The 17594-nt window shown below is 45.5% G+C and carries 13 protein-coding genes and 1 riboswitch; of the genes, 9 read left to right on the forward strand and 4 right to left on the reverse strand.

The annotated features are described in order from the left end of the window. The first annotated feature begins 138 nt into the window (after positions 1-138). The 3 genes from BMX95_RS27565 to BMX95_RS27575 all read left to right on the forward strand — a co-directional run bounded on the left by BMX95_RS27565 (position 139) and on the right by BMX95_RS27575 (position 3984). On the forward strand, positions 139-1560 hold the full coding sequence (locus BMX95_RS27565; protein WP_081198289.1) for a DUF4403 family protein: 1422 nt from the start codon (positions 139-141) through the stop codon (positions 1558-1560). A 290-nt stretch (positions 1561-1850) separates the two neighbouring features. Then, positions 1851-2438, forward strand: coding sequence for an RNA polymerase sigma factor (locus tag BMX95_RS27570; RefSeq protein WP_090519633.1), 588 nt, complete (start codon positions 1851-1853; stop codon positions 2436-2438). Continuing rightward, positions 2422-3984, forward strand: a complete 1563-nt coding sequence (locus BMX95_RS27575; RefSeq protein ID WP_081198290.1) for a porin family protein — start codon at positions 2422-2424, stop codon at positions 3982-3984. The genes BMX95_RS27570 and BMX95_RS27575 overlap by 17 nt, the downstream gene beginning before the upstream one ends. Before the next feature lie 71 nt (positions 3985-4055). Here BMX95_RS27575 and BMX95_RS27580 read toward each other — a convergent pair whose 3' ends face one another. Beyond that, positions 4056-4439, reverse strand: a complete 384-nt coding sequence (locus tag BMX95_RS27580; protein WP_081198291.1) for an SET domain-containing protein — start codon at positions 4437-4439, stop codon at positions 4056-4058. Positions 4440-4518: 79 nt separating this feature from the next. Here BMX95_RS27580 and mgtE point away from each other — a divergent pair, with 79 nt between their 5' ends. The 4 genes from mgtE (at position 4519) to BMX95_RS27600 (ending at position 12762) form a co-directional block, all read left to right on the forward strand. Beyond that, on the forward strand, positions 4519-5901 hold the full coding sequence (mgtE, locus tag BMX95_RS27585; protein WP_207631517.1) for a magnesium transporter: 1383 nt from the start codon (positions 4519-4521) through the stop codon (positions 5899-5901). A 23-nt stretch (positions 5902-5924) separates the two neighbouring features. After that, the gene (locus tag BMX95_RS27590) at positions 5925-8360 is read left to right on the forward strand and encodes a S9 family peptidase (protein WP_081198292.1); all 2436 of its coding nucleotides are present in this window, start codon (positions 5925-5927) and stop codon (positions 8358-8360) included. A 284-nt stretch (positions 8361-8644) separates the two neighbouring features. After that, positions 8645-10486 carry a glutamine--fructose-6-phosphate transaminase (isomerizing) gene (gene glmS / locus BMX95_RS27595; protein ID WP_081198293.1) on the forward strand — a complete coding sequence of 614 codons (1842 nt, stop codon included), beginning with the start codon at positions 8645-8647 and terminating at the stop codon, positions 10484-10486. Between the two features lie 32 nt (positions 10487-10518). Further along, on the forward strand, positions 10519-12762 hold the full coding sequence (locus BMX95_RS27600; RefSeq protein ID WP_081198294.1) for a DUF4954 family protein: 2244 nt from the start codon (positions 10519-10521) through the stop codon (positions 12760-12762). A gap of 103 nt (positions 12763-12865) precedes the next feature. Here the strand turns inward: BMX95_RS27600 and BMX95_RS27605 are convergent, their stop codons facing one another. Continuing rightward, positions 12866-15295 carry a TonB-dependent receptor gene (locus BMX95_RS27605; RefSeq protein WP_081198295.1) on the reverse strand — a complete coding sequence of 810 codons (2430 nt, stop codon included), beginning with the start codon at positions 15293-15295 and terminating at the stop codon, positions 12866-12868. Positions 15296-15353: 58 nt separating this feature from the next. Further along, positions 15354-15459: riboswitch (TPP riboswitch) on the reverse strand. Positions 15460-15566: 107 nt separating this feature from the next. On the opposite strand from BMX95_RS27605, the gene BMX95_RS27610 reads away from it, so the two are divergent. Beyond that, positions 15567-16277 carry a head GIN domain-containing protein gene (locus BMX95_RS27610; protein ID WP_165758839.1) on the forward strand — a complete coding sequence of 237 codons (711 nt, stop codon included), beginning with the start codon at positions 15567-15569 and terminating at the stop codon, positions 16275-16277. A gap of 37 nt (positions 16278-16314) precedes the next feature. Here BMX95_RS27610 and BMX95_RS27615 read toward each other — a convergent pair whose 3' ends face one another. Together BMX95_RS27615 and BMX95_RS27620 are read right to left on the reverse strand one after the other, a co-directional pair. Then, complete coding sequence (locus BMX95_RS27615) at positions 16315-16503, reverse strand: helix-turn-helix domain-containing protein (protein WP_081198297.1); 189 nt, start codon at positions 16501-16503, stop codon at positions 16315-16317. 443 nt (positions 16504-16946) lie between these two features. Next, positions 16947-17219, reverse strand: coding sequence for a GIY-YIG nuclease family protein (locus BMX95_RS27620; protein ID WP_081198298.1), 273 nt, complete (start codon positions 17217-17219; stop codon positions 16947-16949). Positions 17220-17396: 177 nt separating this feature from the next. On the opposite strand from BMX95_RS27620, the gene BMX95_RS35890 reads away from it, so the two are divergent. Continuing rightward, a partial coding sequence (locus BMX95_RS35890) for an ISAon1 family transposase N-terminal region protein (protein WP_425311897.1) occupies positions 17397-17594 on the forward strand: 198 nt, incomplete at its 3' end.

The raw sequence follows: 17594 nt of genomic DNA on the forward strand, positions 1-17594 counted from the left end.
AGAGGTCTGAATTGGAAATCTGAATTATTAAAATGGTGACGTAAGAAGTAAGAGGTACGAAATTCGCGATATTCCTACTTCCTGCTTCTTACCTCATACTTCATTATATTTGACCACAGAAATTTTTCTCATTCCACTATGAAACACACGCTTGGTTTTCTCGCCTTACTGATTTGTATCTCAGCCTGTAACAGCAGCAAAAAAGTAACCATTCAACCCACAGCCGAAACAGCGGCCCGGTTGTTACCTGCCATGCCTTCTTCCATTATCAATATTCCCTTTAAAATTTACATGAAGCCCTTGCTGACGATGATGGATTCAGGTACGGCCAAAGAATTCACCAACGATAAATGGCCCAATTATACCCAGTCGGGGTGTGATTTCCGTTATAAATTCCGTTTTGTGCGCTCGCCGTTTACATTTGGCTGCGTTAATAATAAAGTAACCATCGGTTTTCGCGGTAGTTACCAGATAGCAGGCAGCAAAGCCGTTTGCGCTATGGACAAACAGGTATCGCCCTGGGTAAGCGGCAGTTGTGGTTTTGGAAATGAGCCCCTGCGCCGGGTTGACCTGAACATCAGTTCAACCCTTACGCTGCTGCCCAATCACCAGGTGCTTACCAGTACTAAACCCGACAAAATAAGCGCCCTGGATAAATGCGAGGTGACCATGATGCACAACGACCTTACCAATGAAATAATGGATAGCATTAAGGCTTCGGTGGAAAATACCTGCGGCACCTTCGACAAATTTGTTCAAACCCTCAATAACAATGAGATGTTGCGCCAATGGCGCAGTGGGGGCAGCCGGGTGATCCCCATCAGCACCTATGGCTTTTTAAACCTCAATCCATCCGGGTTGCGTGTAAGCAATTTCAACTTATACCGCGATACCCTGTATTTTTCGATCGGCTACAGCGGCGACCCCAAATTTTCCTCAGACAGCCAGCGGCTGGTTACCCATGCTGCCCTGCCGCCCATCAACAATTCGCCCTACTCAACCGGCATCAATACCTACCTGGATGCCGTATACCAATACAGTTTCTTTAACAAGCTGATGACCGACAGCCTGGTGAACAAACCATTTGAAGTAGAAGGCAGGACCTTTGTGATAAAAGACGTGAACCTCAGCGGCACCAATGATGGTAAGATACAGGTTGATGTATCTTTTTCAGGAAACCGCAAAGGGGTACTGCACCTGAAAGGCACGCCCGTGCTGGATGCCGAAAAACAGGTGCTTTCCATGCCCGATGTAAGCTTTGCACTGGACACCAAAGACATGATGGTGAATATTGCCAAGGCCCTGTTCCGCAAAAAGATCATGAAACAACTCGCCAACCAGTCGGTGCTGGACATAGCCGCACTTATTGACAAGAACAAGAAAGTGATTGAAGCCCGGTTGAACCAGCAGATAACGCCCTGGATGAGTAGCGCCGGTACCTTCCAGGAGTTCCGCCTGATGGGGCTGCTTCCGCAAAAAGACTACATTCAGGTGCAGGCGTATATCCGGGGCACGTTGATGTTTATTGGGCAGCCCCCTACCAGTATGCTGAAGAAGTAGTTGGTTGATACGTTAACAAGTTGACAGGTTGATAGAGGAACGAAGTAAGATGTAGGAAGTACGAGATAAGAAGTAAGAAGTAGGTCCCGATTGCCGCGACGATGCTTTCTGCCTTCTGCCCTCTGCCTTCTGCCCTAACTCGTATTGCAATTTTGCCCTATCTATTCTAACTTTGTCCCGGAAATAAATTATTCTGGCTAAGGCAACCGACTGACCCAATCCATCGTAATACGGATTGAGTTATGAAAAACAATTAATTAGCAAAGAAACATTCCCGCAAACCAACACCCTTGCTAGATAACTCGAACATTTCCTCGTTACTAAGTGGCTGTCGAAAGAATGATCGCAACAGCCAAAAGGAGTTGTATTATCTTCTCCGGGGATTTGCTATGAAAATATGTTATCGGTATACAAATGCCATGGAAGAATGCGAAGAGATTGTGAATGAAGGGTTTGTAAAGCTGTTTAAGAACATTCACCAATTTGATGAGACCAGGCAGGAAGATACCTTACTTTCGCTCAAGGGGTGGTTCAAACGAATATTGATCAATACCTGCATAGACCATTACCGGAAAACCAATTCATCAGTGAACGGGCATGTGCTTACGCATGAATCGGAAACCATCGCCGATCAGGGTGAAACCGGTATTGATATGTTATCTTATAAAGAGATAATTGAAAGCGTTCGGTTATTATCTCCGGCTTACCGGGCAGTTTTCAACCTATTTGTAATAGAAGGGCTTAGCCATGAAGAAATTTCGCAAACACTGGGAATTTCTGTGGGCGCTTCAAAATCCAATTTATCAAAAGCCAGAGACAACCTAAGGAAACTTTTGCAGAACAAAAATATCATTAAAGCGTATGTATCCCCTAGATGACGATAACCTAGACCGTATAAGCCGCGAAGCTGCCGAGCACTTCGAGGTGGAAGCTAGCGCTTCCGGGTGGGATCATCTGGAAAAACGCCTGAACAAAGAATTGCCGCAGGACAAAAAGCGGCGTCGCTTCCTTTTCTGGCTGTTTTTAATCACCGCCACCACTGGCGGCGCTTTAACGGGTATCCTGAAATATCAACCAGTTACCCCCCTGGAAAAAAATGTCACCAGCGCAGTTACGCAGGTTGATAACGCTACCCCTTTACCAGATAATCATACGGGCAATACCCGTACACCCAACGCAACCCAAAACGATGCTGTTTCACCCAACAACGAAACACCGGAAACTACTGCACCCGTAACCGATAAACTGCCTGTTGACAACCATCAGCAGTCAATTGCCGCTACCAGCAGCTCCAAACCAGGCATCCAAACCAGCAAGCCTGCCACTAATCAGGCAGCCAGCACCACTACGGCGACGGTTCCAACCAAACCGTTCACCCAACCGGTGGAAAAAACACCAGGCCGCACCGTTTCAAAAAAGAACCGGGTACGCATTCAAAAGGCACCGGCTACGTTGAACTATGCTGTCCTGGCACCGCTTGCCAGTGCTAACAGGCAGGCCTATATACCAGGCAAACAGAAAGGCAAACGCCGTTCAGACATTACCAGCAATCAAAATAATCAACAGGTACCAACGGCATCGGCTAACAATACCACTACATTCGAAACCGACAACCGCCTCACCAATGTTGATCCCGTAACAACCGGACTTCCGGTAGATGCGGATAATAAAGTAGCAACCACTCCACCAGCTGTTGCGACTACCGCTGATTCAGCAAAGAACAAAACAGCTGCCACACCGGCTGTTGATTCTACCAAAACAATGGCGAAGCAGCCCAAAAGGAAAGGCGAGAAAATACAACAGCCATTGGAATTTGGGGTAATAGCCGGTCCTGATATGAGCGCCGTTGCTTTTGGACCGCTGTACAAACCCGGTTTTAATTTTGGAGTACAGGTTGGCTACCGGTTCTCGGACCGCTGGTCGGTAAATGCCGGTCTTATTTATACCAAGAAGTTCTATAAAACCGATAGTTCACATTTTGAATACAAAGGCAATCCATGGCCCCCTAATAAAACAGTAAGCAGCGTAGAAGGGAACTGCAGCATGTGGGATATCCCCGTCAATGTGCGTTATGATTTTTCTATTAACGACAAACGCCGCTGGTTTGCAAGCACCGGGCTTTCCACCTACCTGATGACTAAGGAAGATTATGATGTGTATTACAGATGGAATGGCGGTCCTACCTATGGTCAGCCCTGGCCTGGGGATTCCAACTCCACTTATCCGTTCTCGATCTGGAATCTGTCAGTAGGGATGGAACGGTCACTGGGCAAACGGTTCGCACTGCAGGCCGAGCCTTATTTGAAAATACCATTAACAGATCTGGGAATGGGCAATATGCGGATGAACAGTTATGGGGTATTATTTATCCTGAAGTATAAACCCATCCTCCATTCCAAAAAAGATCAGACAAAGAATAAATAGCACAGCCTCTTTTTGGCACACACTTTTACAACTAACACCGTGCGGCCCCGATATAATAGTCGGGGCCGTTTTTATTTAGCTTCGAACCACAGCTTTTTTTCATCGTTCCAGGTACCATTGTAATTGATGTATAACTCCTCCCCTTTTTTTATGTCCCGAACGGTTTTGATGGAAATGGTATGGTTGTCGTAATCCATTTCGTATTCACAGTTCGATTTATAGGAATGGTTATACACCGGCACATAGCCGAGGGCCATGCAACACTGGTCCTGGTGATCGCCCCATTCAAAAATATAATCGTGCAGTAAGGTTTGGTCAATCAGCACCCGGTCTTGCTGGGTCATAACGATCACCGGTGCAATTTCAATAACGGTACCGGCTTTTAGCTTTTCTGAAGTAAAAACACCCCGCCCCATCTCATTAGTAGGCGCTATAAACAGACAAGGTAGAATCATGTGATGAAATTATGGTAAAACATGCTTTGGAATAGCATATTATAGATTGTTTATTGCCAATTGATTTAAATTTGGGCCCATGAGCATGGAAATTGAAAACGCCAAAGAGCAGTTCCTGCACCTGATCGGTCAGGAAGACATGTTACAGATGCGGGAGTTCCTGAACGACCAGAACATCAGTGATGTAGCCGAGCTCACCTATGAGTTCCCGGAATATTCGAGCCAGATTATTGGCAATATGAGTATTCACCGGGCTGCCAGCGTATTCAAGATCCTTGATCTGCAACCTCAAAAAGAGATCATCCAGGGTTTACCTCCCTTTAAAACGGCCGAGCTGCTGAACGAACTTCCGGCCGATGACCGTACGGCCTTCCTGGAAGAACTGCCCAGTGAGGTGGTAAAAGAGCTGATCAAACTGCTTGACCCCGACGAACGCCGGGTAACCCTGTCGCTGCTCGGCTATCCTGAAAGCAGCGTGGGCCGGCTGATGACTCCCGATTATATTGCTGTTGATATCGACTGGACCGTGCAGGAAGTACTGGACCACATTCGCGAGGTGGGTAAAGACAGTGAAACCATTGACGTAATATATGTAGTGAACGACCGCGGTGAATTTGTGGATGACATCCGGATCCGCGAGATTATTCTAGCCAACCCACAAAAAATGGTGGGGGAAATTATCGATAACCGTTATATCACCCTGAATGTAAACGACGACCAGGAGGTAGCCAACCAGATCTTTAAAATGAATAACCGCGTGGCCCTGCCGGTGGTGGACGATAAAAACATTTTGCTGGGTATTGTAACCATCGACGACGTTCTGTGGGTGGCCAATGAGGAGTTCAGTGAAGACATTCAAAAGATCGGGGGTACCGAAGCATTGGATGAACCTTACCTGGAAATGCCTATCATCAAACTGTTTAAAAAGCGGGTGGTTTGGCTGATCGTGCTGTTCCTGGGTGAAATGCTAACTGCTACCGCCATGGGGTATTTTGAAGATGAAATTGCCAAAGCGGTGGTGCTGGCCCTATTTGTTCCCCTTATTATTTCCAGCGGTGGTAACAGCGGCTCGCAGGCTTCTACCCTTATTATTCAGGCCATGGCCGTAGGTGAGATCACCATTTCAGAATGGTGGCGGGTATTGCGCCGGGAAATTGTTTCCGGTCTGATGCTTGGGGCTATCTTAGGAATTATTGGTTTTATTCGCGTGGCTTTATGGAACAGCGTTTTTCATACTTACGGTAGCCACACAGTGCTTATTGGTTGCACAGTAGGTTTTTCTTTAATAGGAGTTGTATTGTGGGGAACCGTATCGGGTTCCATGCTGCCTATCATCTTAAAAAAATTAGGGGCCGACCCGGCCACTTCTTCCGCTCCATTTGTGGCTACGCTGGTTGATGTAACCGGACTGGTTATTTACTTTTCGGTAGCCTACGTTTTTTTGAGCGGTATACTGTTATAAAGAATTTCCATTAATTTCCGTAGATGAAAAAACTACTGCTGCTGGCGCTTTTGCAGCCAGCCCTTATCCTTGTTACTTATGCTCAACCGGGTGCATTAACTGTAGAAAAGATCATGCGCGACCCGAAATGGATGGGTACTTCTCCTTCAAACCTGCAATGGACAGCAGACGGCAAATACCTGCTGTTTAACTGGAACCCCGAAAAAGCTGCAGCCGATTCATTATACTATATCACGCCCACCGCCACTACCCCGCAAAAATCAACGGGCGCCTTTCGCGGCACCGCTGTTGCGGATGATCAGGTACGGTACAATGCACCACGTGATCAATACACATACGCCTACGAAGGCGATATTTATCTCGCCTCGGTAAAAACGGGTCTTCACCGCCGCATAACCAAAACGGTTGTCCAGGAAAGCAATCCACAGTTCTCCTTCAACGATCATAAAATTGTGTATACCCGCGACCAGAATGCCTGGGCCTGGGATGTACAAACCGGTGAAACCACCCAGCTCACCAATTTTACCACCGGCTCAGCAACCACTACGGCCACTCCCGCTTTTACCGGCCGGGGCAATCCCCCACCACCAGCGGCCAACCGCCCGGCGGTGGGTGCTACTAAACAGGAAAAATGGCTGCAGCAGGAAGCGCTTGAAAATTCATTGGTGCTGGAACGGCGAAAACAAAAGAAAGACGAGGCCGATTCCATGTTGAAGCAGTTCAGGGAAAAAGCACTGCGCGCTATTCCGCTCGAAGGTAAAATAGTGTCGCAGCTTACTATCAGCAATAACGGCCGTTTTATAACTTACCGGTTAACCACCGCCCCAACCGGTAAAACAACCATCGTGCCCAGTTATGTTACTGAGAGCGGGTTTACCGAAGACCTTTCCGCCCGTACTAAAGTGGGCGCCACGCTCCCCTCACAGGAATTGTTTGTGTTTGATTGTGAGAAAGACACGGTTTTCGCCATAAAAACAGATTCTATACCCGGCATACGCGACCTGCCGGGATACTTGAAAGATTATCCTACTGTTTATAAAGAAAAAAGCCAGCACGCGTCCCTGCGGCCGGTGAATTTTATAAATACCACCTGGTCGCCCACCAGTAATTATGCGGTGGTGGAAGCAAGAGCGCAGGATAATAAAGACCGCTGGTTCCTGTTACTAGATGGGGAAACCGGTAAGCTCACCCTGCTTGACCGGCAACACGATGATGCCTGGATAAGCGGACCAAGCGTGAACGGCTTTCCCGCTTTTAATGCCGGCTGGCTGAATGACCAAAACTTCTGGTTTCTATCAGAAGCTACCGGTTATTCGCACTTATATACAATCAATGTTACAACAAAAGAGAAGCAGGCGCTCACGAGCGGTACTTATGAAGTGTTAAAAACAGAGCTGGGCCCCGGCAGGAAATATTTTTATCTCACCACCAACGAAGTGCATCCCGGTGAACAGCATTTGTATCGCCTGCCCATTGCAGGGGGTAAAGCCGAACGCCTTACCACGCTAACCGGTTCCAACCTGGCCAACATTTCACCCGATGAAAAATGGATCGCCATTTTATACTCCTACAGCAATAAACCCTGGGAATTGTACCTGCAACCTAATAGTCCGGCAACGGCAAAGACCAAACCGGTGCAGATAACCAACCAGGCCCAAAGTGAAGAATTTAAATCCTACAACTGGCGCGATCCGGAGGTGATCACCTTTACTGCCCGCGATAGTGCAAAGGTGTATGCCCGGTTGATGCGTCCGGCGCAACCCCACACCAACAAACCAGCCGTAATATTTGTGCATGGGGCCGGTTATTTACAAAATGCCCACAAATGGTGGAGTTCCTATTTCCGGGAATATATGTTCCACAATCTGTTGGTGGATAACGGCTATACCGTGCTCGACATCGACTACCGGGGCAGCGCCGGCTATGGCCGCGACTGGCGTACGGGAATTTACCGTTATATGGGCGGTAAAGATCTGGACGATATTGAGGACGGAGCCCGCTATTTGGTGCAACAAATTGGAGTAAATCCCAAACATATTGGGGTTTATGGGGGTTCCTATGGCGGTTTTATAACTTTAATGGCATTATTCAAAAAACCTACTATCTTTGAGGCCGGAGCCGCACTGAGGCCCGTTACCGACTGGGCCCATTACAATCATGGCTATACCTCCAATATTTTAAATGAACCCTTTAGCGACAGCCTTGCATATCATCGCAGTTCGCCCATAAACTTTGCTTCCCAATTAAAGGACCATTTACTGATCTGTCATGGAATGGTTGATGTAAATGTTCACTTCCAGGATGTTGTACGTCTTACACAACGCCTGATAGAGCTGGGCAAAGACAATTGGGAACTGGCTGTTTATCCGATGGAAGATCATGGCTTTGTGGAACCTGAAAGCTGGACAGACGAATACAAAAGGATCTTCCGCTTATTTGAAACCTGGTTAAAAAAGTAATCCATTTTTCCTTTATTGAAAGCACTGAACGCTTAAACGCAGGCTTTAAAACAGCCGGGCACAGGCCTGTGCTCGATTTGCAGCGATAAAACGTAACGTGTTAGCTCTTACGCATTGGCATACTACCAAAATGGTATGTTAACCGTGCATGTTTTTGCGTAAAGGATGGCCTTTTTTTTGATAATATTGCGCAACCGTTTGCAGGTAATGGCACCGCAAACTGAATTTTTAAAAGCACTGTCGACTCAACACTTAATAAACTTAAAAACTTAAACCCTGTAATTATGTGCGGAATTGTAGCATATATAGGAAATAAGCAAGCTTACCCGATAATCTTGAAAGGATTAAAAAGACTCGAATACCGCGGATATGATAGCGCTGGCGTTGCCCTGTTGAATTCCGGCCTGAACGTATATAAGAAAAAAGGGAAAGTAGCCGACCTCGAAGAAACCCTGGTAGGAAAAGACCTGCATGCCAACATTGGTATTGGTCATACCCGCTGGGCTACCCATGGTGAACCTTGCGATCGCAATGCACACCCGCATGTATCGGAAAATGGGAAACTGGCCATGATCCACAACGGGATCATCGAGAATTACAACCAGTTAAAAGGGGAATTGCAGAAAAAAGGCTACACTTTTACCAGTGATACCGATACTGAGGTGCTGCTGAAATTTATCGAAGACATTCAACAGAACAATAATTGCAGTCTGGAAGAAGCTGTGCGTATTGCCTTAAAGCGCGTAGTAGGCGCTTACGTGATTATCCTCATCGATCAGGACAATCCCGATACCCTGATTGCCGCCCGTAAAGGCAGTCCGCTGGTTATTGGTATTGGTAAGAACCGCGATGAACACTTCCTCGCTTCCGACGCCTCTCCTATTATTGAATACACCAAAACCGTAGTGTACGTAAACGACTACGAACTGGCCATCATAAAACCCGATGAGCTGATCCTGAAAAATCTGGGTAATGAAAAGATCACACCGTTTGTTCAACAGCTCGACCTGGAACTGGCAGCTATTGAAAAAGGCGGTTATGATCACTTCATGCTGAAAGAGATCTTTGAACAACCCAGTACCGTGTTCGATTGTTTACGCGGCCGTGTGGATGCTGCCAATGGCACCATCACAATGGCAGGTGTGGAAGCCAATATTGACATACTTAAAAATGCACCCCGCATTCTCATCATTGCCTGCGGAACCAGCTGGCATGCCGGTTTGCTGGCTGAATATATTTTTGAGGAATTGTGCCGCACTCCGGTTGAAGTGGAATATGCTTCAGAGTTCCGCTATCGCAACCCGATTGTGAACAAAGGCGACGTGATCATTGCCGTATCGCAAAGTGGTGAAACAGCCGATACGCTGGTAGCCATTGAAAAAGCAAAAGAACAGGGTGCCCTGATCTTTGGTATTGTGAACGTGGTAGGTTCCTCTATCGCCCGTGTGTCACAAGCCGGTGCGTACACCCATGCTGGTCCTGAAATTGGTGTGGCCAGTACCAAGGCCTTTACTGCACAGCTGGCTGTATTAACCATCATTGCCCTGAAACTGGGTTATGAAAAAGGCACCCTCGATAACAAACGCTTCCTGCATTTAATGAACGAATTACAGGATATTCCTGAAAAGATCCCTGCAGCGTTAAATCAGGCAGAGCATGTAAAACAACTGGCTTACAAATACAAAGATGCCCGTGACTTCTTATACTTAGGTCGCGGTTACAATTTCCCCATTGCCCTGGAAGGCGCTTTAAAGCTGAAAGAGATCTCTTACATTCACGCTGAAGGCTATCCGGCAGCAGAAATGAAACACGGACCTATTGCGCTGGTTGATGAGAACCTGCCTGTGGTTTTCATTGCCACCAAAGACTCTTACCACGAAAAGATCATCAGCAATATTCAGGAGATAAAAGCCCGTAAAGGAAAAGTAATTGCAGTGATCACCGAAGGGGATGATGTAATTGCAAAAATGGCTGATGATGTAATTGAAGTGCCTGCCGCCGACGAACTGGTAGCGCCTATGCTGAGCGTTATCCCCATGCAGTTGCTGGCTTACTATATTGGCGTTGCAAAAGGACTGGATGTTGACAAGCCAAGAAACCTGGCTAAGTCGGTAACAGTAGAATAACACCTCATTTCAGTATTAATTATCTAACGGTTATGAATGATATCAATCGTAAACCGCTTAATTCGCTAGGGTACGACTTCATTCCTTCCACTTATTTACCTAAGGGGAAGGATGAATACTACCTGCGTAATAAACAGGTCAAGAACGGTATTCACTACCGGCATCTGTCGGCCTACGAAATTGAAGTACTGGTACGCAACCGCAACACGTCTGACAACTGGAACAACCTGCTGGTGTCAGACGCGTTCAACCCGGAACTGGTGCAGAACTGTAAGTTCTTTGGACTGGTGCGTATTGGTAAACTGGAGCCTTATTACCTGGAGTATCACAACTTACGCCGGCCGGTAGGGTTTTACAACAGTACCGTTATCAGTTGCGACTTTGGCGACAATGTAGTTGTTGATAATGTTAACTACATTTCCCACTATATCATCGGCAATGGCGTAATTCTGGTGAACTGCAATGAAATTGCCACCACCGACCACTCCAAGTTTGGGAATGGTATTTTAAAAGAAGGCGAGCCCGAGAACCTCCGCATCTGGATGGAATTGTGTAATGAAAATGCGGGCCGCAGTATTCTTCCCTTCGATGGCATTTTACCCGGTGATGCGCTGCTGTGGACGCACTTTCGCGACGATGAAAAGCTGATGAACCGCTTCAAGGAATTTACCGAGAAGAAATTCGACGCCTTACATGGTTACTACGGTACCATCGGCGACAGAACCGTGATCAAAAATTGCCGCATTCTTAAAGATGTTAAGATCGGCAGCGACGCCTATTTAAAAGGTGCCAACAAAATAAAGAATGTAACCATTAATTCTTCCAGCGAAGCCAATACCCAGGTGGGTGAAGGGTGCGAACTGGTGAATGGAATTATCGGTTATGGATGCCGGCTGTTCTATGGCGTAAAAGCTGTCCGTTTTGTGCTGGCCTCCCACTCACAATTGAAATATGGCGCCCGGTTGATCAACTCCTACCTGGGAGAAAACTCCACTATTTCCTGTTGTGAGGTATTGAATTCGCTGATCTTCCCTTCACACGAGCAGCACCATAATAACTCATTTTTATGTGCGGCCCTGATACAGGGACAAAGCAATATGGCTGCAGGCGCAACCGTGGGTTCCAACCACAATAGCCGCAGCCCGGATGGTGAGATCGTTGCTGGTCGTGGCTTTTGGCCTGGCTTATGCGTGAGCCTGAAGCACAATTCAAAATTTGCTTCTTATGCTATCCTCGCAAAAGGCGATTATGCAACGGAGTTAAATATTGCGTTTCCGTTTTCGCTTATCAGCAACGACCTGAGCAAAGACCAGCTGGTTGTAATGCCCGGTTACTGGTTCATGTATAACATGTATGCACTGGCCCGTAACTCGTGGAAATATATCGACCGCGACAAACGCATAGATAAAACCCAAACGCTGGAATTCAGCTTCCTCGCCCCGGACTCGGTAAATGATCTGTTACAGTCATTGCCGTTACTGGCCAAATTCACCGGTAAAGCCTGGTTGAAACGTGAGGGCAATACTAAAAAAATGACTGATGAAGAGATCATTGCCATTGGTCAGGTATTACTCGATACCAAAGACCCGGTGGTGAATGAACTGCCGGTGCTGGCAGACGGTTTTGAGAACAGCAAACGTCCGGTACGCATCATTAAAGTGATGCGGGCTTATCACCTGTTTAAAGAACTGGTGATGTATTACCTGGTTCAGCAGTTGCTGGAGCATATTCGCGCCAACAACATAAAAACACATGAACAATTGCTGGAGAGCCTGCCTTCAAGAGCAACACTGGCTCCCTGGATGAACGTAGGCGGACAGTTAATTCTTCGCTCAGAAATTGATAAGCTGAACAAACAGATCGTTGCCGGTAAGGTAAAGGACTGGGACGCTGTACATAATTTCTATGTACAACAAGGTAAGAACTACCCCATGGAGAAGCTGGCACATGCCATGGCTGCCGTAAAAGAGGTGTTCGATATCAATGTAAAGAAGGCCAGTCCGGCCATTATGAAGAGCCTGTTGCACCAAAGTATTACTACCAGGGAATGGATGGTGAAAGAAATATACGAATCGCGGGCAAAGGATTATCGCAATCCTTTCCGCAAAATGGTATACGAAACCACCGAGGCCATGAATAAAGTGGTAGGTAAACTGGAAGACAACAGCTTTATCAAACAGGAGCAAAAAGCGCTGGAAGAATACAAAAAAGATATACATCAACTGGTTACCAAACTAAAACTGGACAAACCAGCCGCTAAATTAAAAACAGCGTAATTATTTGAGCCCCCTCCTGCCTCCCCATTAGGGGAGGTAAATAAGAAAGCCCCGATAGCTTAGCGCATCGGGGCTTTTTTATCTATGGTTCTATTATTATTTCTTACAATTTCACATTCAATCCAAACATAAAGTTGGTGCCTGCCATTGGGAAATAAAAGTTTTCAGTAGTTACTGCGCCACCATATTGGTAGCTGTAAGTATACCCATTGGGTTCATACTTTTTATTGAAAACGTTGTTCACCTGGCCAATAAACGTGATCTCTTTAAAAAAGGCTTTACGCAAGGTATAGCTTAACCGCGCATCCTGTACGTAGTAAGGATCAAGACTGCGTTTGTTGTCGGATGTATTGTCGAGGTACTGACGGCCGGCATATTTTGCGGGCAGACTGATCTCTACATTATTACAAGGAATAAAATTCAACATACCCGATGCAATGACAGCAGGAGAAAAGGCTATGTCGGTATTACCATGTGGAACTGCTTTTTGACCGCCGTTGTCGTAATCGTCGTAATATTCGGTAAAGTTCTTGATCTGGTTTTTGCTGAACGTAATATTACCCGCAGCATTCAACCAGGAAGTAAACCGCATACCACCTTGTAATTCTATACCCATGCGATAGCTGTCAGGAACATTGGTGCGGGTATAGGAACCCACATCATTGATCTTGCCGGTTAACACCAGCTGATCTTTATACATCATGTAATACAAGGTAACGCCCCAGTTGTATTCGCTTGTTTTCTTTTCAGCGCCCAATTCAAAATCATGCAGCTTCTCGGATTTGGGCTGCTGGTTCATGCCTGCTTCAAAATCATCGCGGTTGGGTTCTTTGTTACCCTGTGAATAAGAACCATAAACCTGGTAATTGTTATTCGAATACGAAAGACCCACCTTTGGATTGAAGAAGTTCCAGGTGTTATGCAGTTGTAAGGTGGGGTTGTCTTTAAAGCCACCAATATCATATAATACCCGGCGGTATTGCAGGTCAACAAACCCTTGCAGGCGACTGGTTAGTTGTAACTGGTATTTGGCATAGGCGTTCACATCCGTTTTATATGCGTCGTTTCTATACCATTGGTAGTCTGTAGGAATTCCGCCGAATTGCGACCAGGTCACATTGCCATAGTGTTTGCCATCATAGCGGTTCCAGCCACCCCCAACAATCAGCTGGCTAATGCCATCTTTGTATTGAACCGAAAATACCTGTCCGTAGAAATAGTTATCCAGCCATTGTTGCTGAACCAGGTCAGTAGCGCTGATCGTATCGGCACCGAATACCGGGCTATTCAAACCATAATCGCCATAAGCAATAGCAGGTTTATATTCTTCATAATAGCCCTTCCCGCGTGTTAAAAAGAAAGCGGTATTGAATGCCAGCCGGCCATTGAAGTCGTGGTTGATGAACAACTGGTAATGATCCTGCTGGTAATTATCGGTTTGATTAGCGTACGTGAAGTAATTATACTTTCTGGGGTCGGAAGAGAACAAATTGCTTGAATCCTGGGGCGTAAAATACAACGAGCCAATGTTGTTGTTGTAATGATTTTCCAGATCGGTTTTGCTGCCGCGCAATTTAGCTTCCGGAATACCATTCCAGGCCTGGTAGGTTTTTTCATTGCCAGAGAACACGTTCACCCGAACAGAAGTGTTCTTGTTTATATAAGCGCCTGACAAATAAAAAGATTTCAGCGAACTGCTGGCGCGGTCAATAAAACCATCGCTCGATACTTTTGAAATGCGGGCATCGAGTGTAAAGTGATCATTGATCAATCCACTACCTGCTTTAACCGTATGTTTCCAGGTATTGAAGGAACCGTAGGTATTATTGACTTCAGCATAAGGAGTCGTATTGGTTTCGTTGGTGCTTAAGTTAATGGTAGCTCCAAATGCACCACCACCGTTCGATGAAGTGCCCACACCGCGTTGTACCTGTATGCTGTTTACAGAAGAAGTGAAATCGGGCAGGTCTACAAAGAACGTTCCCTGTGATTCGGCATCGTTATAAGGAATGCCATTAAGCGTGACGTTGATGCGTGTGGCATCACTCCCCCTGATGCGGATAGCAGTATAACCAACTCCATTACCGGCATCGGAATTTACGATCACCGAAGGTGTTTGATTTAAGATGAAAGGCAGGTCCTGTCCCAGGTTGAGCTTTTCAATATCTTTTTTAGAGAGATTGTTTTTTGTGAAAGGCGCTTTATCACCAGCACGGGTTGACTTTATTTCAACCTGTTGTAAAAACAGGTTCATGCGCTCCAGCTTAACAGCAATGGTATTGCCGGTAGCAACAGGCTGATTAACTGCCTGAAAACCGATTGACGTAACATGCAGGGTATAATTACCCGGTTTAACTTTCCTGAACTCAAACGATCCATTTTCGGCGGTAAGCGTTGACATTCCATTGCTCAGTTCTACAGTAGCGGAGGCAATGGGAGATGAGGATGCAGCATCTGTTACTTTACCGCTGATTTGTGCGGTAAGACAATGAGTAAGTAACAGGTAGCAAATCCCCAAAAGCATTTTTTTCATGTGTTTCCTATTTGTTGAAAAAATGATTTAAGAGAAATGCTGCGAAAGTGAAGCGTAGACAATTTCGGAGCTACCTTCCCTGCGCAGGCATTACCCTGATCAGGTTCTACGGGTATTTTCTCAGCAATTCTGCCAGTGACAGAAAAGCACCCCGGGAAACTGAAGTCTCTAATTTTTTTAAGAGCCGACAAAGATACGAACGAACATTATTTTTTTTAAGAATATTGTAACAAAATGCTTCCTTTAGCCGTAACACTTACATATGAGTACTATGAAAAAGCACCTTTTAACTCCTATATTATTATTAATCAATCTCATGGCCTTTAGCCAGGAGAAAACCTTTTATGAAGCCAATGCCGAAAAACGTACCGTAGGCAGTTTTCAGTCTATCAGGGTGGGTGATGGCATTGATGTGTATCTTATGCAAGGGGAAGAAGAAGGGGTGGTGGTAAGTGCAACGGAAGTTGCCCAGCGGGATAAAATGAGAACGGTGGTGGAAAATGGCGAGCTGAGGATCTTTGTAAGCACAGGAGGCTTTAACTGGAAGGGCAGGCGATTTAAAGCATATGTATCCATAAAAACACTGAATAGACTGAGGGCAAATGGGGGATCTGATATCATTGTTCAGGGCGAATTGAAGCTTGATAAATTACAACTGGTATTATCAGGTGGAAGTGATTTTACCGGTCAGGTGGCAATAAACGATCTGACTGTTGAACAAAGCGGTGGTTCTGATGTTCATATAAAAGGAAGTGTGGTTAACTTAAGAGTGAATGCCAGCGGGGGCAGTGATTTCAAAGGCGGTGATCTGGTAGCAGAATATGCGATTATTGATACCAGTGGCGGAAGTGATGCAACACTTACGGTTAACAAAGAAATGGCAGCGGAAGCCAGTGGTGGCAGCGATGTGAATTACAAAGGAAACCCCGTGATAAAATATAAATCAGCTTCAGGTGGTGGCAGTGTTACAAAACGAGGATAAGATATTATCGTGTTAACATATTCATTATTTATACATCTTAAAAGAAGTCTTCAGGTTTTATATCGAGTCCGTGTAATAGTTTCAGGAAGGTGCTTAAATACATATCACCACCGGATTCATACCGGGTCATAGCGCTTCTTGAGATATTGATTTCATACGAAAAGCTTTCCAGTGTTGTTCTTTCCTGGCGTTTTTTCTTCAATACTTTTCCAATTCTGTTTAACATCTTCTCAGTTTCGGCAGCTGATAATTCCTGGGCTATGGGCCTCCGAGCTGACGGTCTACGTTTTCGCATGTACGCAATTAAGATAGGATTCCCTTATTTTAAAACCCTTGAAAAGGGGGCGCTAAGATATATGTCTTATAATAAATGTCCTTAAAAAAGTACATCAATGTAAAAAAATGGTAACTTCAGTGACAGGTCACCGTTGTTAGTAATGGTTGAATTATTTAATATCAACTATGCTATACCGTTTGTGACAGATACCTTATCTCCACTACTGCACATCAGACTACACATAACGCTAAATGCCAGAAAGGAATTCGGGAATCATTGTTTCCCCGATGATGTTCGATGTATAAGATGTATAAAAGGAAAAGGCGATGACTACCCGTTCCGGAAGGGGCGGGTTTTTGTTTATAATGCATTAATAAATTCATTTATCAGTGCTAAGCAGAAGAGTTGTCTCTTAATTGATTTTTGGTAACCAATTCTCTAATAAACCTCCTGCCTGCTGCAGATTTCAGTTGTAGCTCCCGCTTCATCGCTTCGGATTTAGAAACGAAGTCTTCAGTGTGTAAAATTGACCATGGGCGGAATTTTATGGTCCAGCCCTTTGTAGCTAATTCATTATGGGATTTAAATCGATCTGCTAAATCAGAAGAATATCCAATGTAAATTTTGTCGAAGTGAATTGAGTATAAAACGTAGACTGTAAACATAAAAAAAGTTTCGGTTTACAGAGCCTTTACCAAGTTGCTTGCAAGAATTGAACCTGCGTCCGCCAGATGGCGGATATGAGCGGATCAGATTGAAAAGTTGGGGGAATTAGGAGAAAGTCGTTGTTTTGCAGCCAATAAAACGGACGAGAAACATTGGAAAAGGATCAGGAAAAAGAATTGTTAGGCTATTTTTTACCAGCAGGGACACTTGAATATTTTGATATAACTCATTTTGTAAAAGATAAAGTAGGATTCGTTTTATTTTTAGAGGAAAAGAACCTACCTCCGGCCGAATATGCAGGCCAAACACTTCACTCAAAAGGGTTTTACCCGGAAGTTCGGGTACAGGACTTTCCGATACGGGAGAACAAAGTA

The sequence above is a fragment of the Niastella yeongjuensis genome (assembly GCF_900110245.1).
GTDB lineage: Bacteria > Bacteroidota > Bacteroidia > Chitinophagales > Chitinophagaceae > Niastella > Niastella yeongjuensis.

Excerpts from the sequence above, each read along its gene's own strand:
- BMX95_RS27565 (WP_081198289.1), top strand. The coding sequence starts at position 139 with ATGAAACACACGCTTGGTTTTCTCGCCTTACTGATTTGTATCTCAGCC.
- BMX95_RS27575 (WP_081198290.1), top strand. The coding sequence starts at position 2,422 with ATGTATCCCCTAGATGACGATAACCTAGACCGTATAAGCCGCGAAGCT.
- BMX95_RS27580 (WP_081198291.1), bottom strand. The coding sequence starts at position 4,439 with ATGATTCTACCTTGTCTGTTTATAGCGCCTACTAATGAGATGGGGCGG.
- mgtE (WP_207631517.1), top strand. The coding sequence starts at position 4,519 with ATGAGCATGGAAATTGAAAACGCCAAAGAGCAGTTCCTGCACCTGATC.
- BMX95_RS27590 (WP_081198292.1), top strand. The coding sequence starts at position 5,925 with ATGAAAAAACTACTGCTGCTGGCGCTTTTGCAGCCAGCCCTTATCCTT.
- glmS (WP_081198293.1), top strand. The coding sequence starts at position 8,645 with ATGTGCGGAATTGTAGCATATATAGGAAATAAGCAAGCTTACCCGATA.
- BMX95_RS27600 (WP_081198294.1), top strand. The coding sequence starts at position 10,519 with ATGAATGATATCAATCGTAAACCGCTTAATTCGCTAGGGTACGACTTC.
- BMX95_RS27605 (WP_081198295.1), bottom strand. The coding sequence starts at position 15,295 with ATGAAAAAAATGCTTTTGGGGATTTGCTACCTGTTACTTACTCATTGT.
- BMX95_RS27610 (WP_165758839.1), top strand. The coding sequence starts at position 15,567 with ATGAAAAAGCACCTTTTAACTCCTATATTATTATTAATCAATCTCATG.
- BMX95_RS27615 (WP_081198297.1), bottom strand. The coding sequence starts at position 16,503 with ATGTTAAACAGAATTGGAAAAGTATTGAAGAAAAAACGCCAGGAAAGA.
- BMX95_RS27620 (WP_081198298.1), bottom strand. The coding sequence starts at position 17,219 with ATGTTTACAGTCTACGTTTTATACTCAATTCACTTCGACAAAATTTAC.